The sequence below is a fragment of the Sulfuriferula sp. GW1 genome (assembly GCF_047300855.1).
Lineage (GTDB): Bacteria > Pseudomonadota > Gammaproteobacteria > Burkholderiales > Sulfuriferulaceae > Sulfuriferula.
The window spans coordinates 2,344,064-2,363,307 of record NZ_CP170197.1; the positions used below are offsets into that span (position 1 = coordinate 2,344,064).

The 19,244-nt window shown below is 57.1% G+C and carries 17 protein-coding genes and 1 tRNA gene; 17 read left to right on the forward strand and 1 reads right to left on the reverse strand.

Going from position 1 to position 19,244, the window contains the following annotated elements:
• Position 1: 1 nt before the first annotated feature.
• The 14 genes from ispG to ACFDAU_RS11505 all read left to right on the forward strand — a co-directional run bounded on the left by ispG (position 2) and on the right by ACFDAU_RS11505 (position 15,309).
• On the forward strand, positions 2-1,270 hold the full coding sequence (gene ispG / locus ACFDAU_RS11440; protein ID WP_413437043.1) for a flavodoxin-dependent (E)-4-hydroxy-3-methylbut-2-enyl-diphosphate synthase: 1,269 nt from the start codon (positions 2-4) through the stop codon (positions 1,268-1,270).
• Positions 1,271-1,345: 75 nt separating this feature from the next.
• Positions 1,346-2,611, forward strand: coding sequence for a histidine--tRNA ligase (hisS, locus tag ACFDAU_RS11445; protein ID WP_413437044.1), 1,266 nt, complete (start codon positions 1,346-1,348; stop codon positions 2,609-2,611).
• A gap of 2 nt (positions 2,612-2,613) precedes the next feature.
• Positions 2,614-3,252, forward strand: a complete 639-nt coding sequence (locus tag ACFDAU_RS11450) for a YfgM family protein (RefSeq protein WP_413437045.1) — start codon at positions 2,614-2,616, stop codon at positions 3,250-3,252.
• Positions 3,249-4,412, forward strand: coding sequence for an outer membrane protein assembly factor BamB (gene bamB / locus ACFDAU_RS11455; RefSeq protein ID WP_413437046.1), 1,164 nt, complete (start codon positions 3,249-3,251; stop codon positions 4,410-4,412). Before ACFDAU_RS11450 ends, bamB begins: the two co-directional genes overlap by 4 nt.
• Before the next feature lie 49 nt (positions 4,413-4,461).
• Positions 4,462-5,874: a ribosome biogenesis GTPase Der gene (gene der / locus ACFDAU_RS11460; protein WP_413437047.1), complete on the forward strand. Its 1,413-nt coding sequence runs from the start codon at positions 4,462-4,464 to the stop codon at positions 5,872-5,874.
• Between the two features lie 139 nt (positions 5,875-6,013).
• A complete protein-coding gene (locus ACFDAU_RS11465) occupies positions 6,014-7,099 on the forward strand; it encodes a DUF4931 domain-containing protein (RefSeq protein WP_413437048.1) in 1,086 nt (361 codons plus the stop codon).
• A gap of 102 nt (positions 7,100-7,201) precedes the next feature.
• Positions 7,202-9,031, forward strand: a complete 1,830-nt coding sequence (locus tag ACFDAU_RS11470) for a putative bifunctional diguanylate cyclase/phosphodiesterase (protein ID WP_413437049.1) — start codon at positions 7,202-7,204, stop codon at positions 9,029-9,031.
• An 89-nt stretch (positions 9,032-9,120) separates the two neighbouring features.
• The gene (gene hfq, locus ACFDAU_RS11475) at positions 9,121-9,360 is read left to right on the forward strand and encodes an RNA chaperone Hfq (RefSeq protein WP_124705921.1); all 240 of its coding nucleotides are present in this window, start codon (positions 9,121-9,123) and stop codon (positions 9,358-9,360) included.
• A 74-nt stretch (positions 9,361-9,434) separates the two neighbouring features.
• The gene (gene hflX / locus ACFDAU_RS11480) at positions 9,435-10,592 is read left to right on the forward strand and encodes a GTPase HflX (RefSeq protein ID WP_413437050.1); all 1,158 of its coding nucleotides are present in this window, start codon (positions 9,435-9,437) and stop codon (positions 10,590-10,592) included.
• A gap of 4 nt (positions 10,593-10,596) precedes the next feature.
• The gene (gene hflK / locus ACFDAU_RS11485; RefSeq protein ID WP_413437051.1) at positions 10,597-11,769 is read left to right on the forward strand and encodes an FtsH protease activity modulator HflK; all 1,173 of its coding nucleotides are present in this window, start codon (positions 10,597-10,599) and stop codon (positions 11,767-11,769) included.
• Positions 11,766-12,638 (forward strand): protease modulator HflC, encoded by an 873-nt coding sequence (gene hflC, locus ACFDAU_RS11490; RefSeq protein ID WP_413437052.1) that lies wholly within the window; start codon positions 11,766-11,768, stop codon positions 12,636-12,638. The genes hflK and hflC overlap by 4 nt, the downstream gene beginning before the upstream one ends.
• Before the next feature lie 3 nt (positions 12,639-12,641).
• Entirely contained in the window at positions 12,642-12,839 is a 198-nt protein-coding gene (locus ACFDAU_RS11495; RefSeq protein ID WP_413437053.1) for a DUF2065 domain-containing protein, read from the forward strand.
• On the forward strand, positions 12,832-13,989 hold the full coding sequence (locus tag ACFDAU_RS11500) for an ATP phosphoribosyltransferase regulatory subunit (RefSeq protein WP_413437054.1): 1,158 nt from the start codon (positions 12,832-12,834) through the stop codon (positions 13,987-13,989). Before ACFDAU_RS11495 ends, ACFDAU_RS11500 begins: the two co-directional genes overlap by 8 nt.
• A gap of 27 nt (positions 13,990-14,016) precedes the next feature.
• Complete coding sequence (locus ACFDAU_RS11505) at positions 14,017-15,309, forward strand: adenylosuccinate synthase (RefSeq protein ID WP_413437055.1); 1,293 nt, start codon at positions 14,017-14,019, stop codon at positions 15,307-15,309.
• A 134-nt stretch (positions 15,310-15,443) separates the two neighbouring features.
• Here the strand turns inward: ACFDAU_RS11505 and ACFDAU_RS11510 are convergent.
• Positions 15,444-15,530: transfer RNA gene (locus ACFDAU_RS11510), tRNA-Leu, on the reverse strand.
• 40 nt (positions 15,531-15,570) lie between these two features.
• Here ACFDAU_RS11510 and rnr point away from each other — a divergent pair.
• From rnr to ACFDAU_RS11525, 3 genes are read left to right on the forward strand one after another with little or no spacing between them, the layout of a single operon-like run.
• Positions 15,571-17,913 carry a ribonuclease R gene (gene rnr, locus ACFDAU_RS11515; RefSeq protein WP_413437056.1) on the forward strand — a complete coding sequence of 781 codons (2,343 nt, stop codon included), beginning with the start codon at positions 15,571-15,573 and terminating at the stop codon, positions 17,911-17,913.
• Positions 17,914-18,663 (forward strand): 23S rRNA (guanosine(2251)-2'-O)-methyltransferase RlmB, encoded by a 750-nt coding sequence (gene rlmB / locus ACFDAU_RS11520; RefSeq protein WP_413437057.1) that lies wholly within the window; start codon positions 17,914-17,916, stop codon positions 18,661-18,663.
• Entirely contained in the window at positions 18,653-19,207 is a 555-nt protein-coding gene (locus ACFDAU_RS11525; RefSeq protein WP_413437058.1) for a hypoxanthine-guanine phosphoribosyltransferase, read from the forward strand. Before rlmB ends, ACFDAU_RS11525 begins: the two co-directional genes overlap by 11 nt.
• Positions 19,208-19,244: the final 37 nt, after the last annotated feature.

Here is a 19,244-nt window from a genome sequence, read left to right on the forward strand (position 1 = left end):
CATGTTTGATTTTCACATTTCGCGCCATGTCACGCGCAAAGTATGGATTGGCAATATCGCTGTCGGCGGCGATGCGCCGATTGTGGTGCAGTCAATGACCAACACCGATACGGCCGATGCGGCAGCGACTGCCGATCAGGTCTATGCATTGTGGCGCGCAGGCTCCGAGCTGGTGCGCATCACCGTGAATACCCAGGAGGCCGCCGAGGCGGTGCCGCGTATTCGCGACCTGTTGAGCCGGCGCGGCTGCGACGTGCCGCTGATCGGTGATTTCCATTTCAACGGACACAAGTTGCTCACCAGCGTGCCCGCCTGCGCCGAGGCATTGGCCAAATACCGCATCAACCCGGGCAATGTGGGCAAAGGCAGCAAACGCGACGAACAGTTCGCAGCCATGATAGAAACCGCCTGCCGCTATGACAAACCGGTACGCATTGGCGTCAACTGGGGCAGCCTGGATCAGGCGCTGCTGGCACGCATGATGGACGACAACGCCAGTCTTGCCGAACCGCGTGAAGCAGAATGGGTGATGCGCGAGGCGCTTATTGTCTCGGCCCTGGATTCCGCGCGTAAGGCCGAGGAACTCGGCCTGCCCGGCGACCACATCATTCTGTCCTGCAAACTGTCCGGCGTGCAGGATCTGATCAGCACCTACCGCGAACTGTCCACGCGCAGCGATTACCCGCTGCACCTGGGCCTGACCGAGGCAGGCATGGGTTCCAAGGGTATTGTCGCCTCCACCGCCGCGTTATCGGTGCTGCTGCAGGAGGGCATCGGCGACACGCTGCGTATTTCGCTGACGCCAGAACCCGGTGGCGACCGCACCCAGGAAGTCGTGGTGGCGCAGGAAATTCTGCAAACCATGGGCTTGCGCTCGTTCACCCCGATGGTGGTGGCCTGCCCCGGTTGCGGGCGCACCACCAGCACCGTGTTCCAGCACCTGGCGCAGGACATCCAGCGCTACCTGCGCGACCAGATGCCGGTATGGCGCAACCACTATCCCGGTGTAGAAGATATGCGCGTGGCGGTGATGGGATGCGTGGTGAACGGGCCGGGTGAATCCAAGCATGCCAACATCGGCATTTCCCTGCCCGGTACCGGCGAAGTACCGGTCGCACCGGTATATGTGGATGGAAAAAAAACCGTGACGCTGAAAGGCGAGCGCATCGCCGAGGAATTTCAGCAGATTGTAGAAGATTATGTACAAAGCCATTATTCCGGCGGCCAAATAAGCAGCAAACTCAAAACCATACCGATTGCCATTGCCTAAAATTATTTGCCGCAGGGCACAGGGAAATACCAAGGAATGTTCCCGACGCCTGTCGCAAAAGAAACGAATTTAAAAATGAGTAACATTATCCAGGCCATACGCGGGATGAACGACATCCTGCCCGAACACAGCCCGCGCTGGCAGCACTTTGAAGCCGTGATACGCGATTGGCTCGGCGCATACGGCTACCGCGAAATTCGTACGCCCATCGTCGAGCAGAGCGCGCTGTTCAAACGCGCCATCGGTGAAGTCACCGACATTGTCGAAAAGGAAATGTACGCGTTTGAAGATGCCTTGAATGGAGAACATCTCGCGTTGCGCCCGGAAGGCACAGCCGCTTGCGTACGGGCCGTGATCGAGCATAACCTGCTGTACAACGCACCGCAGCGATTGTGGTATGCCGGTCCCATGTTCCGCCATGAACGCCCGCAAAAAGGCCGCTACCGGCAATTCCACCAGGTCGGCGTCGAAGCGCTGGGTTTTGCAGGTCCGGACATCGACGCCGAGCACATCGTGATGACCGCAGATCTGTGGCGACGTCTCGGCCTGACCGGCATTACGCTGGAGTTGAACACGCTGGGCAATGCTACCAGCCGTGCCCGCCATCGTGACCGCCTGATCGCGCATTTCGAAACACACCAGGATCAGCTCGATGCGGATGCCAGGCGCCGTCTGCATAGCAATCCGCTGCGGATTCTAGACACCAAAAACCCTGCCATGCTCGCACTGGTCGAATCCGCTCCGCGCCTGATGGATGACCTCGACACGGACGCCATCAAACACTTCGAGGACGTGCAAGGACTGTTGCGCAGCAATGGCATCGAATACCGCATCAATCCGCGTCTGGTGCGCGGGCTGGATTACTACAACTACACGGTGTTCGAGTGGGTCACCGACAGACTCGGCGCCCAGGGCACGGTGTGCGCCGGCGGCCGCTACGATAGCCTGATCGAACAGATCGGCGGCAAGCCTGCACCGGCCTGCGGTTACGCAATGGGCGTGGAACGCCTGCTGGCATTACTGGAAGAATCCGGTGTCAATACGCCAGCGACCTCTACCGATGCCTACCTCGTACATCAGGGTGAAACCGCTACGGCATTTGCCTGGCAGGTTGCCAACAGCTTGCGCCAAGCCGGTCTGAGTGTGGTGTTACACTGCGGCGGCGGCAGTTTCAAAGCCCAAATGAAAAAAGCCGATGCCAGCGGCGCACGTTTTGCGCTGATTATCGGTGACGATGAAGCCGCTGCCGGCCTCATTACCCTGAAAGCATTACGAGAAACCGCCGAACAAACGCGCTGTAGCCTCTCTGAGACCACAGACCTTTTGCAATCAAGGAACTGAACATGACTTTCGATCTGGAAGAACAGGAAAAACTCGACGCGCTCAAAGACTGGTGGAAACGCTATGGCAACTGGGTGACAGGCGCCCTGGCCATACTGATCATCGGCGCAGCGGGCGCGCAATGGTGGCGATATCAGCAGCATGAAAAATCTGCCCAAGCTTCCGTAATATATGGTGCGTTACAGTTAGGTTTGCAGGCAAACCAGCCTAAAACTGTCAAGGATGACGCAGCGATCATAGTCGACAAATATCCGGGTACTCCCTATGCGTCACGTGCGGCACTGATTTCAGCCAGCAGCAGCATCCAGGCAGGCGATGCGAAGACCGCAGAAACACAGTTGCGATGGGTCATCGATCACACCAGCGAAGACGGCATCAAACAACTGGCAGTGCTGCGCCTGGCCGCCGTGCTGTTGGAACAGAAGGATCCGGCAGGCGCGTTGAAATTGCTGGATGCTCCCTACAATGAAGCCTTTGCCGCCCGGTTCAATGATCTCAAGGGCGACGCGCTGGTACAGCAAAACAAGATTGCCGAGGCACGTGCCAGTTACAAGATCGCATTGGAAAAAATCGACGCGCAAAGCCCGTACCGAAAATATATTGAAGTCAAACTCGACGCCCTTGGCGGGGAACCCAAATGAACAAACTCATCCACATGGTGCCGCGCCTCAGCGTATTCGCACTCGTCGCCGCCCTTGCCGGCTGTTCCAGCATGAACCCGATGAACTGGTTCAGCAGTAGCTCCCCAGCTGAAAAGCCAGCGCCGCTGGTGGAGTTCAAGCCCGCAGTCAATCTCAAGACCGGTTGGCAGGCCAAGATAGATGCGGCGCGCAGTTATGCCTTTGCACCGGGTTTGAGTGCCGATGCGATTTACGTGGCCGGATACGATGGTCAATTGGCCAAGCTCGATGCCGGCAATGGCGCTACCTTGTGGCGCATTGCAACCGGCGGCAAACTGTCTGCAGGGGTGGGCATTGGCGACGATCTGGAACTGGTAGGCACACCCAAGGGCCAGCTACTGGCATTCGATAGCAAGGGCAAACCGCGCTGGCAAGTACAGCTATCCAGCGAAGTGCTGGGAGTCCCGCAAGTTGCCGATGGCTTCGTCGTGGCACGCACCGCCGACGGCCACATTTATGCGCTGGATGCCAAGGATGGCTCGCGCAAGTGGATGTATGAGCGCTTGTTGCCCGCGTTGTTGCTACGCAGCCAGCCGGGTGTACTCATTACACGTGGCGGGGTATTCGCCGGTTACGCCGGCGGCAAGCTAGTGGCACTCGCGCTGGATACCGGAGCAGTCGGCTGGGAGGCCAGTGTGGCGATTCCCAAAGGCGCATCGGAAATCGAACGGATTGCCGATGTCACCAGCACCCCTGTTGCTGATGACAAACAGGTATGCGCTGCCGCCTTCCAGGGGCGCGTGGCCTGTTTTGATCTGCGCACCGGCAATGTCAACTGGGCGCGCGAACTGTCCAGTGTGGCAGGCCTTACCATGGATGACAGCAATCTCTATGTGACCAATGACAAAGGCGAGGTAGTTGCACTGGAAAAGAACCGTGGCGCAATCCTGTGGACGCAGGACAAATTGCGGGCACGCGGCACCACGGCACCACAACGCGTCGGCAACTATCTGGCGGTAGGTGATGGGCAGGGATATGTACACCTGCTGGCACTGGATGACGGTCATTTTGTCGGCCGCATCGCCACCGATGGATCCGCCATTATCAGCCGCCCGCAACCACGCAGCGGCGGTGTCGTAGTACAAACCGCCAACGGCGGTGTCTACGCACTTGCTTTGTAAAATGTAAACCGGAACCAGTCGCCGCTCAATACACGGCGATGAATACACCATGAAACCCACTCTCGTACTGGTCGGCCGCCCCAATGTGGGGAAGTCCACCCTGTTCAACCGTCTGACCAAGACCCGCGACGCCATTGTTGCGGATATCCCCGGACTTACCCGTGATCGCCACTATGGTCATGGGAAGGTGGGCGACAAGCCCTATCTGGTGGTGGATACCGGCGGCTTCGAACCGGTGGTCAAGGACGGCATCATGCATGAAATGGCACGCCAGACCCTGCAGGCAGTAGACGAGGCCGATGTCATCCTGTTCATGGTGGACGTGCGCACCGGTTGCACCGCACAGGACAAAATCATCGCCGACCGCCTGCGCCAGAGCGGGCGCCCGGTATTTCTGGTGGTGAACAAGGCCGAAGGCATGCGCCGTGAAGTGGCCACCGCCGAATTCCATGAGCTAGCGCTGGGCGATCCGCTGGCCATTTCCGCCAGCCACGGCGAAGGCGTGCAGGAACTGCTCGAGCTGGCACTCGAGAGCTTCCCCGACGCCACTGAGGACGAGTCCGAAAAACACCCGAAAATTGCCATCGTCGGTCGCCCCAACGTGGGCAAGTCCACTCTGGTCAATACCCTCCTTGGCGAAGAGCGCGTCATCGCTTTCGACCAGCCTGGTACCACGCGCGACAGCATCTACATCGATTTTGAGCGCGCCGGCAAAAAATACACCCTGATCGATACCGCCGGGGTACGCCGCCGCGGCAAAATCTTCGAGGCCATCGAGAAATTTTCAGTGGTCAAGACCCTGCAGGCCATCGAAGACGCCAACGTGGTGGTACTGGTATTGGATGCGCAGACCGACATCTCCGAGCAGGACGCGCACATGGCCGGATTCATCCTGGAGACCGGACGCGCGCTGGTGGTGGCGGTAAACAAATGGGATGATCTCGACGACTACAAACGCGACACCGTCAAACGCGAAATTTCGCGCAAACTGCAATTCCTCGAGTTTGCCAAATTTCATTACATCTCGGCGCTCAAAGGCAATGGCGTGGGCGGTCTGATCGGCTCGGTGGACGTGGCCTATGCCGCCGCCATGGCCAAGCTGCCCACGCCTCAACTCACCCGCATCCTGATGGACGCAGTTACCGCACACCAGCCGCCCAAATCCGGCCCGTTCCGCCCCAAACCGCGTTATGCCCACCAGGGTGGCATGAACCCGCCGCTGATCGTGGTGCACGGCAGCGCGCTGGATAAAATCAGTGCCAGCTATAAACGTTATCTGGAAAAAACCTTCCGCCAGGCGTTCAAGCTGGAAGGTACGCCCCTGCGCGTGCAGTTCAACGTGGGCGCCAACCCGTTCGCCGACAAAAAACCCGCGCCGCTCACCGAGAGCGAAGAACGCCAGGCGCACCGCAAGCGCATGGTGGGACGCAAACTATACGGCAAACAGCGCAAAAAATATTGAAGCCACAGAGATCCAGAAGATACGGAGCAGACATGATTCTGTTTTTTCTTTTGATGGTGCACCTGGGAAATCTACCGATACATGGTTTTTTTCTGCGTTCTCCGTGGCTCAGCCGTTTTTAGAATACAAAGGAGCCAACATGAGCGAGCCCAACGAAATCCGCGAAATCCGCATCAACCCCATTGTGCCCAGCGAATCAGTGCTGGTTGCCACGGCACGCAGCATGCGTCCAAAAAAAGCTGAGGAACTGGCGCCTCGCGATACGCGCAAACACGTGGAAACCTGTCCGTTCTGCCGCGGCAACGAAGACAAGACACCGCCGGAAATACTTACTTACCCGGCCAGCGGTGAGTGGGATATCCGCATCGTGGAAAACCTCTATCCGGTGCTGGGGGACGACCGCACTCAAAGCAATTTCAGTTTTGGCCTGCAGCAGACCATTGACGGCTATGGCCGCCACGAGGTCATTATCGACCACTATGAACACGGTACCGCCCTGCATGACATGAGCAGCGCCCATCTGGCCATGTTGTTTGGCGCCTATCGGGACCGCATGGCGCAAATTTACGCCTCGGACGAACGGCTCAAATATGTGCTGGTATTCAAAAATTTTGGGCCCGCAGCAGGCGCCTCGATCCCGCACACCCACAGCCAGATGATTGCCATGCCAGTGGTGCCGGAGAATGTGCAGGCCGAGGTGGACAACAGCCGCAAGTACTTCCGCAAGCATCATCACTGCATTTTCTGCGCGTTGATTGATGAAGCGCTGACCTTTGAAGCCACCATTTACGACCGTAATTCGGGCGAAATACGGCGCAAAATCGACGTCGGCCAATACGTGGTGGAGCGCGGGGAAAAATTCATCGCCATCAAGCCGTTCGCCAGCCGCTTCGAATGGGAAGTACACATCCTGCCTCTCGTGCACCAATCAGATTTTCTGGCTATCAGCACAGACGATCTGGCCGATCTCGCCAACGTGCTCAAACGCACCATGGCACGGCTTGACGCAGTGATCGGCGGCGCCCAGTACAACTACTTCCTGCACGCCGTGCCGCATGATCAACACGCCACCGAACATGCCGCCAGTTACCACTGGCATCTGGAAATCTGCCCACGCACCTCGATCCCTACCGGCTTTGAACTGGGTTCCGGATTATTTGTCAATACAATCAGTCCTGAAGCCGCCGCAGCACGCCTGCGCAACGCCCACATAGAGCAAGAATGATGCCTATAGTTCTTTTGGGAAATGTTGGCTAGACTGGAAGCAAGCACCCGATCTACGGGGTGTATTGCGCACACAAATAGGCTATCCGGAAAATAAACCCTGATGAAAAACCACCTATCCGGAAATTCCGATTTGGGCCCCTCCAGCACTCCAGCAAACCTGCAGGATCATCTGCGCGCATTATGGCGACTGGCTACAGATCGCACACTGAACGAGATACAAAAAATCGACGCCATGCTCGAGGCTGCCACCGCGGCGATGAACATGGAAACCGCGCTGGTCGGCGAAGTTGACGAGCATTACACGCTGAGTTATCTATTCGATGCGACAGGAATATTCCAGACGCCCTGGCAAATCGCATTACATGATTCGATTTCTCATGCGGTGGCTATTACCCAACGCAGCCTGTGCCTGCCTGATCTGAGTCAGGATGCACACTACCGTGAACACGCATTGCACACCCAACTGGGCTTTAATGTGTATATCGGCACCCCCATATGGGTAGGGGAGCATCTCTACGGCACCTTGTCTTTCATGCGTCGCACCGTGCTGACGACCGCGTGTTCAGAAGACAATATCGCATTTGTCGAACTCCTCGCCGCATGGTTCGGGCAGTTTTTGCTGCAAAAACAGCAGAGTGAAGAACTCAAGGCGCTGGCGCTTTCCGATCTGCTTACCGGCTTGCCTAACCGGCGCGCCGCAGAAACCCGGCTCTCTGAAGAGTTTGCGCGTTCCCAGCGCAGCGGTGAAACTTTCGCTATCGCAATTTGCGATCTGGATCGATTCAAGCTGGTGAATGATCATTACGGTCATGAAACCGGCGATACCGTTCTGCGCCAGGCGGCCGCCATATTGCTGGCGCAAATGCGCGATGGCGACTGGATCGCGCGTTGGGGTGGCGAAGAATTCTTCATCTACTTGCATAAGGTGGACGGGCCACAGGCATTTGCGGTGATAGACAGGCTGCGCCAGGCCTATGCGCACCACCCGATTGCAACACCGCATGGCAGCCTGGATCTTACTTTGAGTGCCGGTGTTAGCGTCTATCAGGGCGGCAAGAAAAGTATCGCCCGCATTCTGGCTGAAGCCGACAGCGCCTTGTATGAGGCCAAAAATGGCGGACGTGACCGCGTGGTTTTACACCAGACAGCACAGCGTGGACTGCTTTGGCATGCCGGAGAGCTGCAATCCGCATTACAGGACAAACGCATTGTCACGGCCTATCAGATCATGGTGGACCTCTCTTCCGGCGCACCGGTCGCAGACGAAGCGCTCGCGCGCCTGGTCGGCAGAACCGGACGCGCCGCTCCAGCCGCTGAATTCATTGAAGCTGCCGAAGGACTGCACCTGATCCATCTGGTGGATCAAAGCATTACGCGCCAGGCCATCATGCGTTGCGCCGCGCGACTGGATGCGGGGGCAACGCCGGATTTCGCCCATTTCATTAACTTGTCGCCGCAGTTCCTGGCACGCGGCGATTTGGTCAAACAACTACTCGAACTCACCCAGCAGATTTGCAGCAGTTGCGCCGTTACCATGGATTCGGTCAAACCGCTGGTGTTCGAAATTACCGAGCGTCAGTACATCGCCAACTTCGATCTCCTGATGCGTGAGATACAGCCCTTGCTGGATTCCGGCTTTCGTCTGGCGCTGGACGATTTCGGCAGCGGCTATTCCTCTTTTTTGTATCTGGCCAAGCTCCCGGTCAGCTTCCTGAAAATCGAAGGCTGGATGATTGCCAATTTGCGTCATAACTTGAAAATCCGCGACATGATACAAAGTATCGTCGACCTGTCCCGCAAACAGGGCATTACCACCATTGCAGAAAACATCGAGGACGCCGACACCGCGGAACTCCTGCGCGAAATGGGCGTCAATTGGGGGCAGGGGTACCACTTCGGGCGTCCGCAATTCGATACACCGACGGCATGAACTGCATATCAGCATTTTCTCATATTTGCCCGATACGCAGCTTGACCGCATAATCAACCAATATCCAATAAGCTTGGGAGTACATAAAAATGAGCGTATCCAAGGGTCAATTATTGCAGGATCCCTTTCTCAACGTGTTACGCAAGGAACACGTGCCCGTTTCCATCTACCTGGTAAACGGCATCAAATTACAGGGGCATGTCGAGTCGTTTGACCAATACGTCGTCCTGCTCAAAAACGCGGTAACGCAGATGGTATACAAACACGCCATTTCCACCGTCGTTCCGGCTCGCGCGGTCAACCTTCGTCCGGATCAAGGCGCTGAATAACTTCTGCCTATCTGACTATTGCCAGACGCATCCTCAAGCATGCTGTCTGGGCAAAACCATTGCGGTGCATTTCCATGTTTGAACGTCATGCCGGTAGCGAACGTGTGGTACTGGCCAGCCTGGATTTTGGCGAACCGGACTACGCCGACAGCGTAGAAGAACTGCATCGCCTGGCTGAAAGTGCTCAGCTTGAAGTGGCGGGACTGGTCGAAGGACGCCGTGCCCGGCCCGATGCAGCCCTATTCGCCGGCAGCGGGAAAGTGGAAGAAATTGCTGCCATGGTGCAGAGCACCGAGGCTGGTGTCGTGATCTTCAACCACGCATTGTCCCCTGCCCAGGAACGCAACCTGGAAAAGATATTGCAGTGCCGGGTAGTGGACCGTACCAGCCTGATTCTGGATATTTTTGCGCGTCGCGCACAAAGTGCAGAAGGCCAGTTGCAAATCGAGCTCGCCCAGCTTGGGCACATTTCCACGCGCCTGGTACGTGGCTGGACTCACCTGGAACGTCAGAAAGGCGGCGTCGGACTGCGTGGTCCGGGTGAAACCCAGCTGGAAACCGACCGCCGCCTGATTGGCAAGCGCGTCAAACTATTAAAAGACCGGCTGGTCAAGCAGCACCGCCAGCGCACTGTACAGCGCCGTGCACGCAGCCGCGGCCGGGTCATGTCGGTGTCGCTCGTGGGTTACACCAATACCGGCAAATCCACCCTATTCAATACGCTCACCAACGCTGGCAGTTATGCCGCCGACCAACTGTTCGCCACCCTGGATACCACGACACGTCAGCTGTACCTGCCGAATGCGGGCGAAATCGTGGTTTCCGACACAGTCGGTTTCATCACTCGCCTGCCGCATACCCTGGTGGAGAGTTTTCGTGCCACGCTGGAAGAAACCATCCAGGCCGACCTGCTTCTGCATGTGGTGGATGCCTGTAATCCGAATCGCGACAAACAGATCGCCGAAGTCAACAAGGTACTGGCAGAAATCGGCGCATTGCACGTGCCTCAAATCCTGGTAATGAACAAGATTGATCTAGGGACGATAGAACCCGGTGTCGAGCAGGATGAGTATGGTAAGATTACACGGATCAGAGTGAGCGCCAAAACCGGCGCAGGCATTCCCGCATTGCGTGATATGCTGACACAAATGTCGCAGCATCACCATGAGCCTGCAGCCCCGCAATTGAGCACCGCCATCATCAACAATGAATATCATCCAGAACTGGACTAAAACCATGGCTTGGAACGACCCGCAGTGGGGCAAAAAAAACGAAGGACCGCCGGATCTGGATGAGCTTTGGCGTCGATTTACCAGCAAACTCAAAAGTTTGTTGGGAGGCAAAAACACCCCCGGCGGCAACCCCGGTCAGAATGGCTTCGGAGCCGCCGGTCTGGGTATTGTAGGCGCTATCATTGTCGCGGTATGGCTGGCCAGCGGATTTTACATTGTGGATGCCGGAGAACGTGGTGTGGTGCTGCGTTTCGGAAAATACATCGAAACCACGCAGCCCGGTCCCAACTGGCATTTGCCGTGGCCAATTGAAAGCGTACAGGTAGTGAATATCGAGCAGGTGCGCACCGTGGAAATCGGCTATCGCAACAACGTTCAAACCAAGATGTTGAAAGAATCGCTGATGCTCACCGATGACGAAAATATCGTCGATATCCAGTTTGCCGTGCAATATATCCTGAAAAATCCTGAAGATTACCTGTTCAATAACCGTTCGCCCGACGAAGCCGTACGCCAGGTTGCCGAAAGCGTAATGAGCGAAATCGTAGGCAAGAGCAAAATGGACTATGTGCTCTACGAAGGCCGCGCTGACGTCGCTGCGAACGCCGCCAAGCAGATACAGACGGTACTCGATCGCTACAAAACCGGCATCAGCATCAGCCAGGTCACCCTGCAAAACGCTCAGCCGCCCCAGCAAGTACAAGGCGCATTCGATGATGCGGTCAAAGCCGGCCAGGATCGCGAACGCCTGAAGAGCGAAGGCCAGGCCTATGCCAACGATGTCATTCCCAAAGCACGCGGCATGGCAGCACGCCTGTCTGAAGAGGCTGCAGGCTACAAGCAGTCGGTCATTGCGAATGCCGAAGGTGATGCCAGCCGCTTCAAGCAGATAGTTGAGGAATACAACAAGGCGCCAGGGGTCACGCGTGAACGCATGTATCAGGACATGATGCAGCAGGTATTATCGAACACCACCAAGGTGCTGGTTGACAGCAGCAAGGGGGGCAACAACCTGCTTTATCTGCCGCTCGACAAACTGATGAGCATGTCCGGTCAGGGCACGCCCCCGCCGCCGGTCATGCTGGATACCACTCCCAAGCCCAACACCACCCCAACCCCTCCGGATGACCGCTCGCGCGATACCTTCCGCAGCCGTGACCGGGAGGATCGGCCATGAAACATTTGAATATCCTGATAGTCGTCGTACTGGGCATACTGATATTGGCAAGCCTTAGCATGTATACCGTGGATCAGCGCCAGAACGCGATGGTCTTCCAGCTGGGTGAAGTCGTCGCCATACATAAAAAGCCAGGGCTGTATTTCAAACTGCCACTGGTGCAGAACGTGCGCTATTTCGATACGCGCATACTGACCCTCGACCCGGCCCAGCCAGATCGTTTCATTACCTCGGAAAAGAAGAACGTGCTGGTGGATTTCTTTGTTAAATGGCGCATTATTGACACCCGGCAATATTACGTCAGCGTGGGCGGTGATGAAACCCGCGCGAAGACACGCCTGCGCCAGACCATCAATGACGGATTGCGCGCCGAGTTCGGCAAACGCACCATACATGATGTGGTGTCCGGTGAACGTGATCAGATCATGGCAACCCTGCGTCAAAAAGCCGATCAGGATGCGCGTGCGATCGGCGTGCAAGTTCTGGATGTGCGCCTCAAACATGTGGATCTGCCGGACGAAGTCAGCGAGTCGGTATATCGGCGCATGGAAGCGGAGCGTAAACGGGTAGCCAATGAACTGCGTTCCACCGGTTCCGCAGAAGCCGAGAAAATCAAGGCTGATGCTGACCGCCAGCGTCAAGTCATCATTGCCAACGCCTACCGTGACGCCCAGGAGATCAAGGGTGCGGGCGATGCCAAAGCCAGCGCCATCTATGCCTCGGCCTACTCGAAAAACCCGGAGTTTTACGCCTTCTATCGCAGCATGGATGCATACCGCCAGAGCTTCAAGAGCAAGAGTGACGTACTGGTACTGGAACCGAATAGCGCCTTCTTCAAGTACATGAAATCACCCAATGCGGGGAAATAGGTAATGTACGGCGGCAACTTCCTCACTGCCATTGCACTGATGCTGGTGCTGGAAGGCCTGTTGCCGGCAGTGGCGCCCAGTTTATGGCGCGAAGCGTTTCGTAAGATGGTCATCCTGAATGATAGCCAGTTGCGCTTCGCCGGACTCGCGTCTATGCTCAGCGGTTTGTTAATTCTGCTTGCATCTCATTCCCATGCATAACTGGCTATTACCTGAATATATCGAAGATCTCCTGCCACCGGTCGCCTGGCGTCTGGAGTACCTGCGCCTCAGCACACTCAACATGTTCCGTACTCACGGCTACGAACTGGTTACTCCACCCATGCTGGAGTATCTGGAATCACTGCTCACTGGTACGGGCAGCGACCTGGACACGCGTACATTCAAGCTGGTGGACCAATTATCAGGCCGCATGATGGGTCTGCGGGCAGACATCACTCCGCAAGTCGCGCGCATCGACGCGCATCTGCTCAATCATCAGGGCGTGACGCGCCTGTGTTATGCCGGTGTCGTTGTGCACACCCTGCCCGAGGGCATGAATCGCTCGCGTGAATTACTGCAGGTAGGCGCCGAGCTATACGGTCACAGTGGATACGAAGCGGACGTTGAAATCCAGCGACTGATGCTGGATGCATTGACACTCGCCGGTGTCAGTGACCTCTATCTGGATATTGGACATGTCGGCGTATTTGGCGGGTTGATGGCCTACGGGCACGTTCCCGCAGAGAAAGAAGCCGCCTTGTTCCAGGCGCTGCAGGCTAAAGATACCCCGGCCATTCGCGATTTGACCCACGGCATGGATGAGGCAACCCGTGCCGCATTTATCGCCCTGCCCACACTCTATGGCGGGGTAGAGGTGCTGGACGAAGCATTCCGGATTTTGCCTAGCAGCCTGGAAATCACCCAGGCCCTGGAACAATTGCGCGCCATCGAAAATGAGCTCAAGGGCAGTGCGAAAATCAATATCGACCTCGCCGAATTGCGCGGCTACCACTACCACAGCGGCGTGGTGTTTTCCGCCTATGCGGGGACGCATACCAACGTATTGGCACAAGGCGGACGTTATGACGAGGTCGGCAAAGCATTTGGCCGCGCCCGCCCTGCCACTGGATTTAGCCTGGATCTGCGCGAAATTGCCACACTGTTCTGGCGTTCTCCCGGTTCAAAAGGCATCCTGGCACCCTATCTGAAAAACGCCAAACTGGCGCAGAAAATCCAGCAACTGCGCAGTAGCGGTGAGATTGTAGTCGTCGAACTGGCCGGTCACGAAGCTGACCGCAGCGAGCTCAACTGCGACCGCATACTGCTCGACAACAAGGGCGAATGGGAAGTCGTCCCTCTGACAAAATAATTTTCGATAAATCGTTTGGATATCAACATGACCAAGAACGTCGTCGTCATTGGCACGCAGTGGGGAGATGAAGGCAAGGGCAAGATCGTGGACTGGCTCACCGATCACGCTCAGGGCGTGGTGCGCTTTCAAGGCGGCCACAATGCCGGGCATACACTGGTGGTGGCCGGCAAAAAAACCGTGCTGCATCTGATCCCCTCCGGCATCCTGCGTGACAAAGTCACCTGTTTTATCGGCAATGGCGTGGTGGTATCTCCGCAAGCATTGCTGGAAGAAGTGGACATGCTGGAAGCGGCTGGCATTGACGTCATTTCACGCCTGAAAATTTCCGAAGCCTGCCCGTTGATCCTGGCGCACCACATCGCCCTCGATCAGGCGCGCGAACTTGCCAAGGGTGCCGGTAAAATCGGCACTACCGGGCGCGGCATCGGACCCGCATATGAAGATAAAGTGGCGCGCCGCGCCATTCGCCTGCAGGACGTATTCCATCGTGAACGCTTTGCAGCCAAGCTGGGCGAAGTACTCGATTACCACAACTTCGTGCTGAAAAACTATTTCCACGCCGAACCGGTTGATTTTAGCCGGACGCTGGAAGAAACGCTGCTGCTGGCCGAACGCATCAAACCCATGGTGGCCGACGTGCCACGGCTCTTGTATGAAGCCAACCGTGCCGGTGACAATCTGCTGTTCGAGGGTGCACAAGGCACGCTGCTTGACATCGATCATGGCACCTATCCTTTCGTCACCTCAAGCAACTGCACCTCGGGTGGTGCGGCTACCGGTGCAGGCGTCGGGCCACATACCCTGCATTATGTGCTGGGCATCACCAAGGCTTATACCACCAGGGTCGGATCCGGCCCCTTCCCGACCGAACTGTTTGATGACAACGGTAAATATCTGGCCGAGCGCGGCCACGAATTTGGTTCCACTACCGGTCGCGCGCGGCGCTGCGGCTGGTTCGACGCTGCCGCATTAAAACGTTCGATACAGATTAACGGCGTATCCGGATTGTGCGTAACCAAACTCGACGTTCTCGACGGCATGGAAACACTACGCGTGTGCGTAGGCTACAATCTGGATGGTGGCTTCTCCGATATCCTGCCGGTAGGCGCGGAAACGCTCGCCAAGTGCGAGCCGGTATACGAGGAAATGCCTGCCTGGAGAGAAAGCACCGTCGGCATCAAGCGTTACGAAGACCTTCCAGAAAATGCGCGGGCTTACCTGAAGCGCATGCAGGACCTGTGCGAAGTGCCGATCGACATGATCTCTACCGGCCCCGACCGCGAAGAGACGATAGTGTTGCGGCACCCGTTTAACTGAGCAATAACTGCCGTATTCGTGCGTATACGGGTACGGTATTCAAGGCAATACGGATGACTGAATTCGGACTGGCGATGCAAAAAAACGAAAAGGGCAGCTGGCGCTGCCCTTTTGAGTTTGATGTACTGCTAATCTGGTGCCCAGAAGAGGACTCGAACCTCCACAGTGTTGCCACCGCATGGACCTGAACCATGTGCGTCTACCAATTCCGCCATCTGGGCTGGAAAGACGCGCATTATAAATGAACAAGGATACTTGTCAATGAAAAAACCCACGGCACACGCGGAAACCACCCGCCTTACTGGCCTGCGTGCGACTGATCCGCATCTGGAACGCGAGCGCGAGCGCTACGAGCACCCGCTGCCAAGCCGCGAATTCATCATGGATGTATTGCGCCAGCAAGGTGCGCCGCTACAGCCGGAAACGCTGGCTGAATTGCTCGCTATTACTCCCGAAGAAATCGACCTGTTTGCACGTCGTTTGCGCGCCATGGAGCGCGATGGCGAGTTGATGCAGAACCGGCGCGGCGACCTGTGCGTGGTGGAAAAACTCGACTTGATCAAAGGTCGCGTGGAAGGCCATCCCGAAGGTTTCGGATTCCTGTCTCCCGATGACGGCAGCGACGACCTGTTCCTCTCGCCGCGTGAAATGCAGAAAGCCATGCACGGCGACCGCGTCATGGCCCGTGAAATCGGCCTGGATCGACGCGGACGGCGCGAAGGCAAAATTGTCGAAGTGCTGGAACGCGTCAATACCCATATCGTCGGGCGCCTGCTGGTGGAGCAGGGCATCATGCTGGTGGCCCCGGAAAACAAGCGCATCACCCAGGATATTCTCATCCCCGCCGGCAACGAGGGCAACGCCCAGACCGGTCAGGTAGTCACAGTCGAGATCATCGAACAGCCCGGTAAATACGCCAAGCCGATGGGACGCGTAGTGGAAGTGCTGGGCAGTTACGCTGACCCCGGAATGGAAATCGAAATTGCACTGCGTAAGCATTCACTGCCCTATATTTTCCCTGAGGCAGTGGAAAAAATCGCCAAAAAACTGCCCAAGAAAGTGCTCAAAAAAGACCATGCCGGACGCGAAGACATTCGCCACCTGCCGCTCGTCACCATCGACGGTGAAACCGCGCGCGATTTCGACGATGCGGTGTATTGCGAGCCGCAAGGAAAAGGCTTCCGCCTGGTCGTAGCAATCGCCGACGTGTCACATTATGTACAGCCCGGCGATCCACTCGACACCGAAGCCTACAATCGCGGCAACTCAGTATATTTCCCGCGCCGCGTTATTCCCATGCTGCCGGAAGAACTCTCCAACGGCCTGTGCTCGATCAACCCGCAAGTCGAAAGACTCTGCATGGTCTGCGACATGCAAATCGGCGCGCTTGGCGCGGTAAAGGAATACCGTTTCTACCCCGCCGTCATGTATTCGCACGCGCGCCTCACTTACAACCAGGTTTGGGATTGGCTACAGCACCCGCAAAATGCCGGCGGTCATGGAGATTTATTACCGCAGCTCAACAATCTCTACACCCTGTTCAAGGTACTGTTGAAAGCGCGTGGACGGCGTGGCGCGATCGATTTCGAGACGCTGGAAACGCAGATGATTTTCAATGATGAGAAAAAGATCGAGCAAATCGTGCCAGTCACCCGCAACGACGCGCACCGTCTGATCGAGGAATGCATGCTCGCCGCCAATGTCTGCGCTTCGGATTTTCTGCAAAAGAAAAAGCAGCCCGCGCTATACCGCATCCATGAGGGCCCCACCCCGGAAAAACTCGCCGCCCTGCGTGAATTTCTGACCGAATTCGGCTTTGCATTGGGCGGTGGTGATGATCCGCAGGCCAAGGACTACGCCACGCTGCTGGAAAAAATCAAGGGCCGCCCGGACGCAGCATTGCTGCAAACCGTGATGCTGCGCTCACTGCAGCAGGCGGTATACAGCCCGGACAGCGTCGGCCACTTCGGTCTGGCTTACGAGCATTACACCCACTTCACTTCCCCCATCCGGCGCTATCCCGATCTGCTCATCCACCGCGCCATCAAGGCCGCACTCGATGGTGAAAAATACATGCCCGGTAACTGGGTAGAGTTGGGAGGGCATTGCTCAATGACCGAGCGCCGTGCCGACGATGCCACGCGCGACGTGGAAGCCTGGCTGAAATGCTTCTACATGCAGGACCGGGTTGGCGAGGAATTTCCCGGCACCATTTCCAGCGTGACCGGTTTCGGCATTTTCGTGGCACTCGACGGCATTTATGTGGAAGGTCTGGTGCATATCTCCGAACTGGGCAGTGATTACTTCCACTTCGACAAGGCGCGTCACCAGATTATGGGCGAGCGTACCGGCACACGCTATCGCATGGGCGACCGCGTGCAAGTCAAAATCGTGCGCGTGAGCCTGGATACCGCCCGGATTGATTTTACCCTCGCCGGTACCAGCCGCCCCGTTCAGGCATCGGAACAAAATCAGTTGCAGGGCAGCAAACAACCAAAAAAATCCGATGCAGGCAAGAAGTCCCACACGCATTCAGCCAGCACCCCCAGCGAGCCCGCAAAAAAATCGCGCCGGCGCCGCAAATCCGGTAAGGGAGCGCACTAAATGGCGGGCATATTGATCTACGGCTTTCATGCCGTGACTTCGCGCCTGCGCCAGAATCCGGCCAGCGTCGAGGAAATTTTCGTGGATGCCGCACGCCAGGATGGGCGCGCACGCGAACTGCTGGAGCACGCCAAAAGCCTCGGCGTCCGCGTCTTGCAAGTGGACAGCAAGCGCCTTGACGGCATCGCCGGCGGCCCGCGCCACCAGGGCATTGCCGCGCGCGTGACGATGGTGCAGCAACCGCGCCACGTGGACGAAGTACTCGAAGGTCTGCAAGGCGATCTGCTATTACTGGTGCTCGATGGCGTCCAGGATCCGCACAACCTCGGCGCCTGTCTGCGCGTGGCCGATGCGATGGGCGCCAATGCCGTAATCGCACCCAAGGACCGCGCCGTCGGCCTTACTCCCACGGTAGCCAAAGTAGCTTGCGGCGCTGCCGACACCGTTCCCTACCTCACCGTTACCAACCTCGCCCGCGCGCTGCGCGACATCAAGGAATACAGCGTGACGATTGTCGGTGCCGATGGCGAAGCGCAAACCGAATTACCAGCGGCCAGTGTCGGGGGTTCCGTCGCCTGGGTGCTGGGAGCCGAGGGCGGCGGCCTGCGTCGCCTCACCCGCGAGCACTGCGACATCCTGGTGAAAATCCCCATGTATGGCACCGTTGAGAGCCTGAACGTATCAGTGTCAGCAGGCATCTGCCTGTACGAAACCCGGCGTCAGCGTGTAACCAGCAGTCATGATCAATAACGCCGACGCCTGGCGCATCCTCGAGGATGCCGAGCTGATTTACTCGGAGGCCGAGGTGCAGGCAGCCATCGCCACCCTGGCTGCCGCAATCACTGCTCGCTTTAAAGACACTACTCCGTTACTGCTATCGGTGATGGGCGGCGCGGTAGTATTTACCGGGCAAATTTTGCCCATGCTGCACTTCCCGCTGGATTTCGACTACGTCCATGCCACCCGTTATGGAAAAAACACGCGCGGCGGCAATCTGGAATGGATCGTCGAGCCACGCGAATCGGTGACTGGGCGCAGCGTACTACTGCTCGACGACATCCTCGACGAAGGCCACACCCTGGCCGCCATCCGTGCCCGGCTGCTGGACAGGGGCGCAGCTGAAGTCACCTGTGCCGTACTGACTGAAAAACACACCGGGCAAAGTAAACCAATACGTGCCGACTTTGTCGGCTTGGTATTACCCAACCGCTATGTATTTGGCTGCGGCATGGATGTGGAGGGGGCATGGCGCAATTTGCCGGCCATCTATGCCCTGAAGGACATCCAAACCTGATTAGCTCGGTTTTTTCTGATACTCATGCAAGTTTATT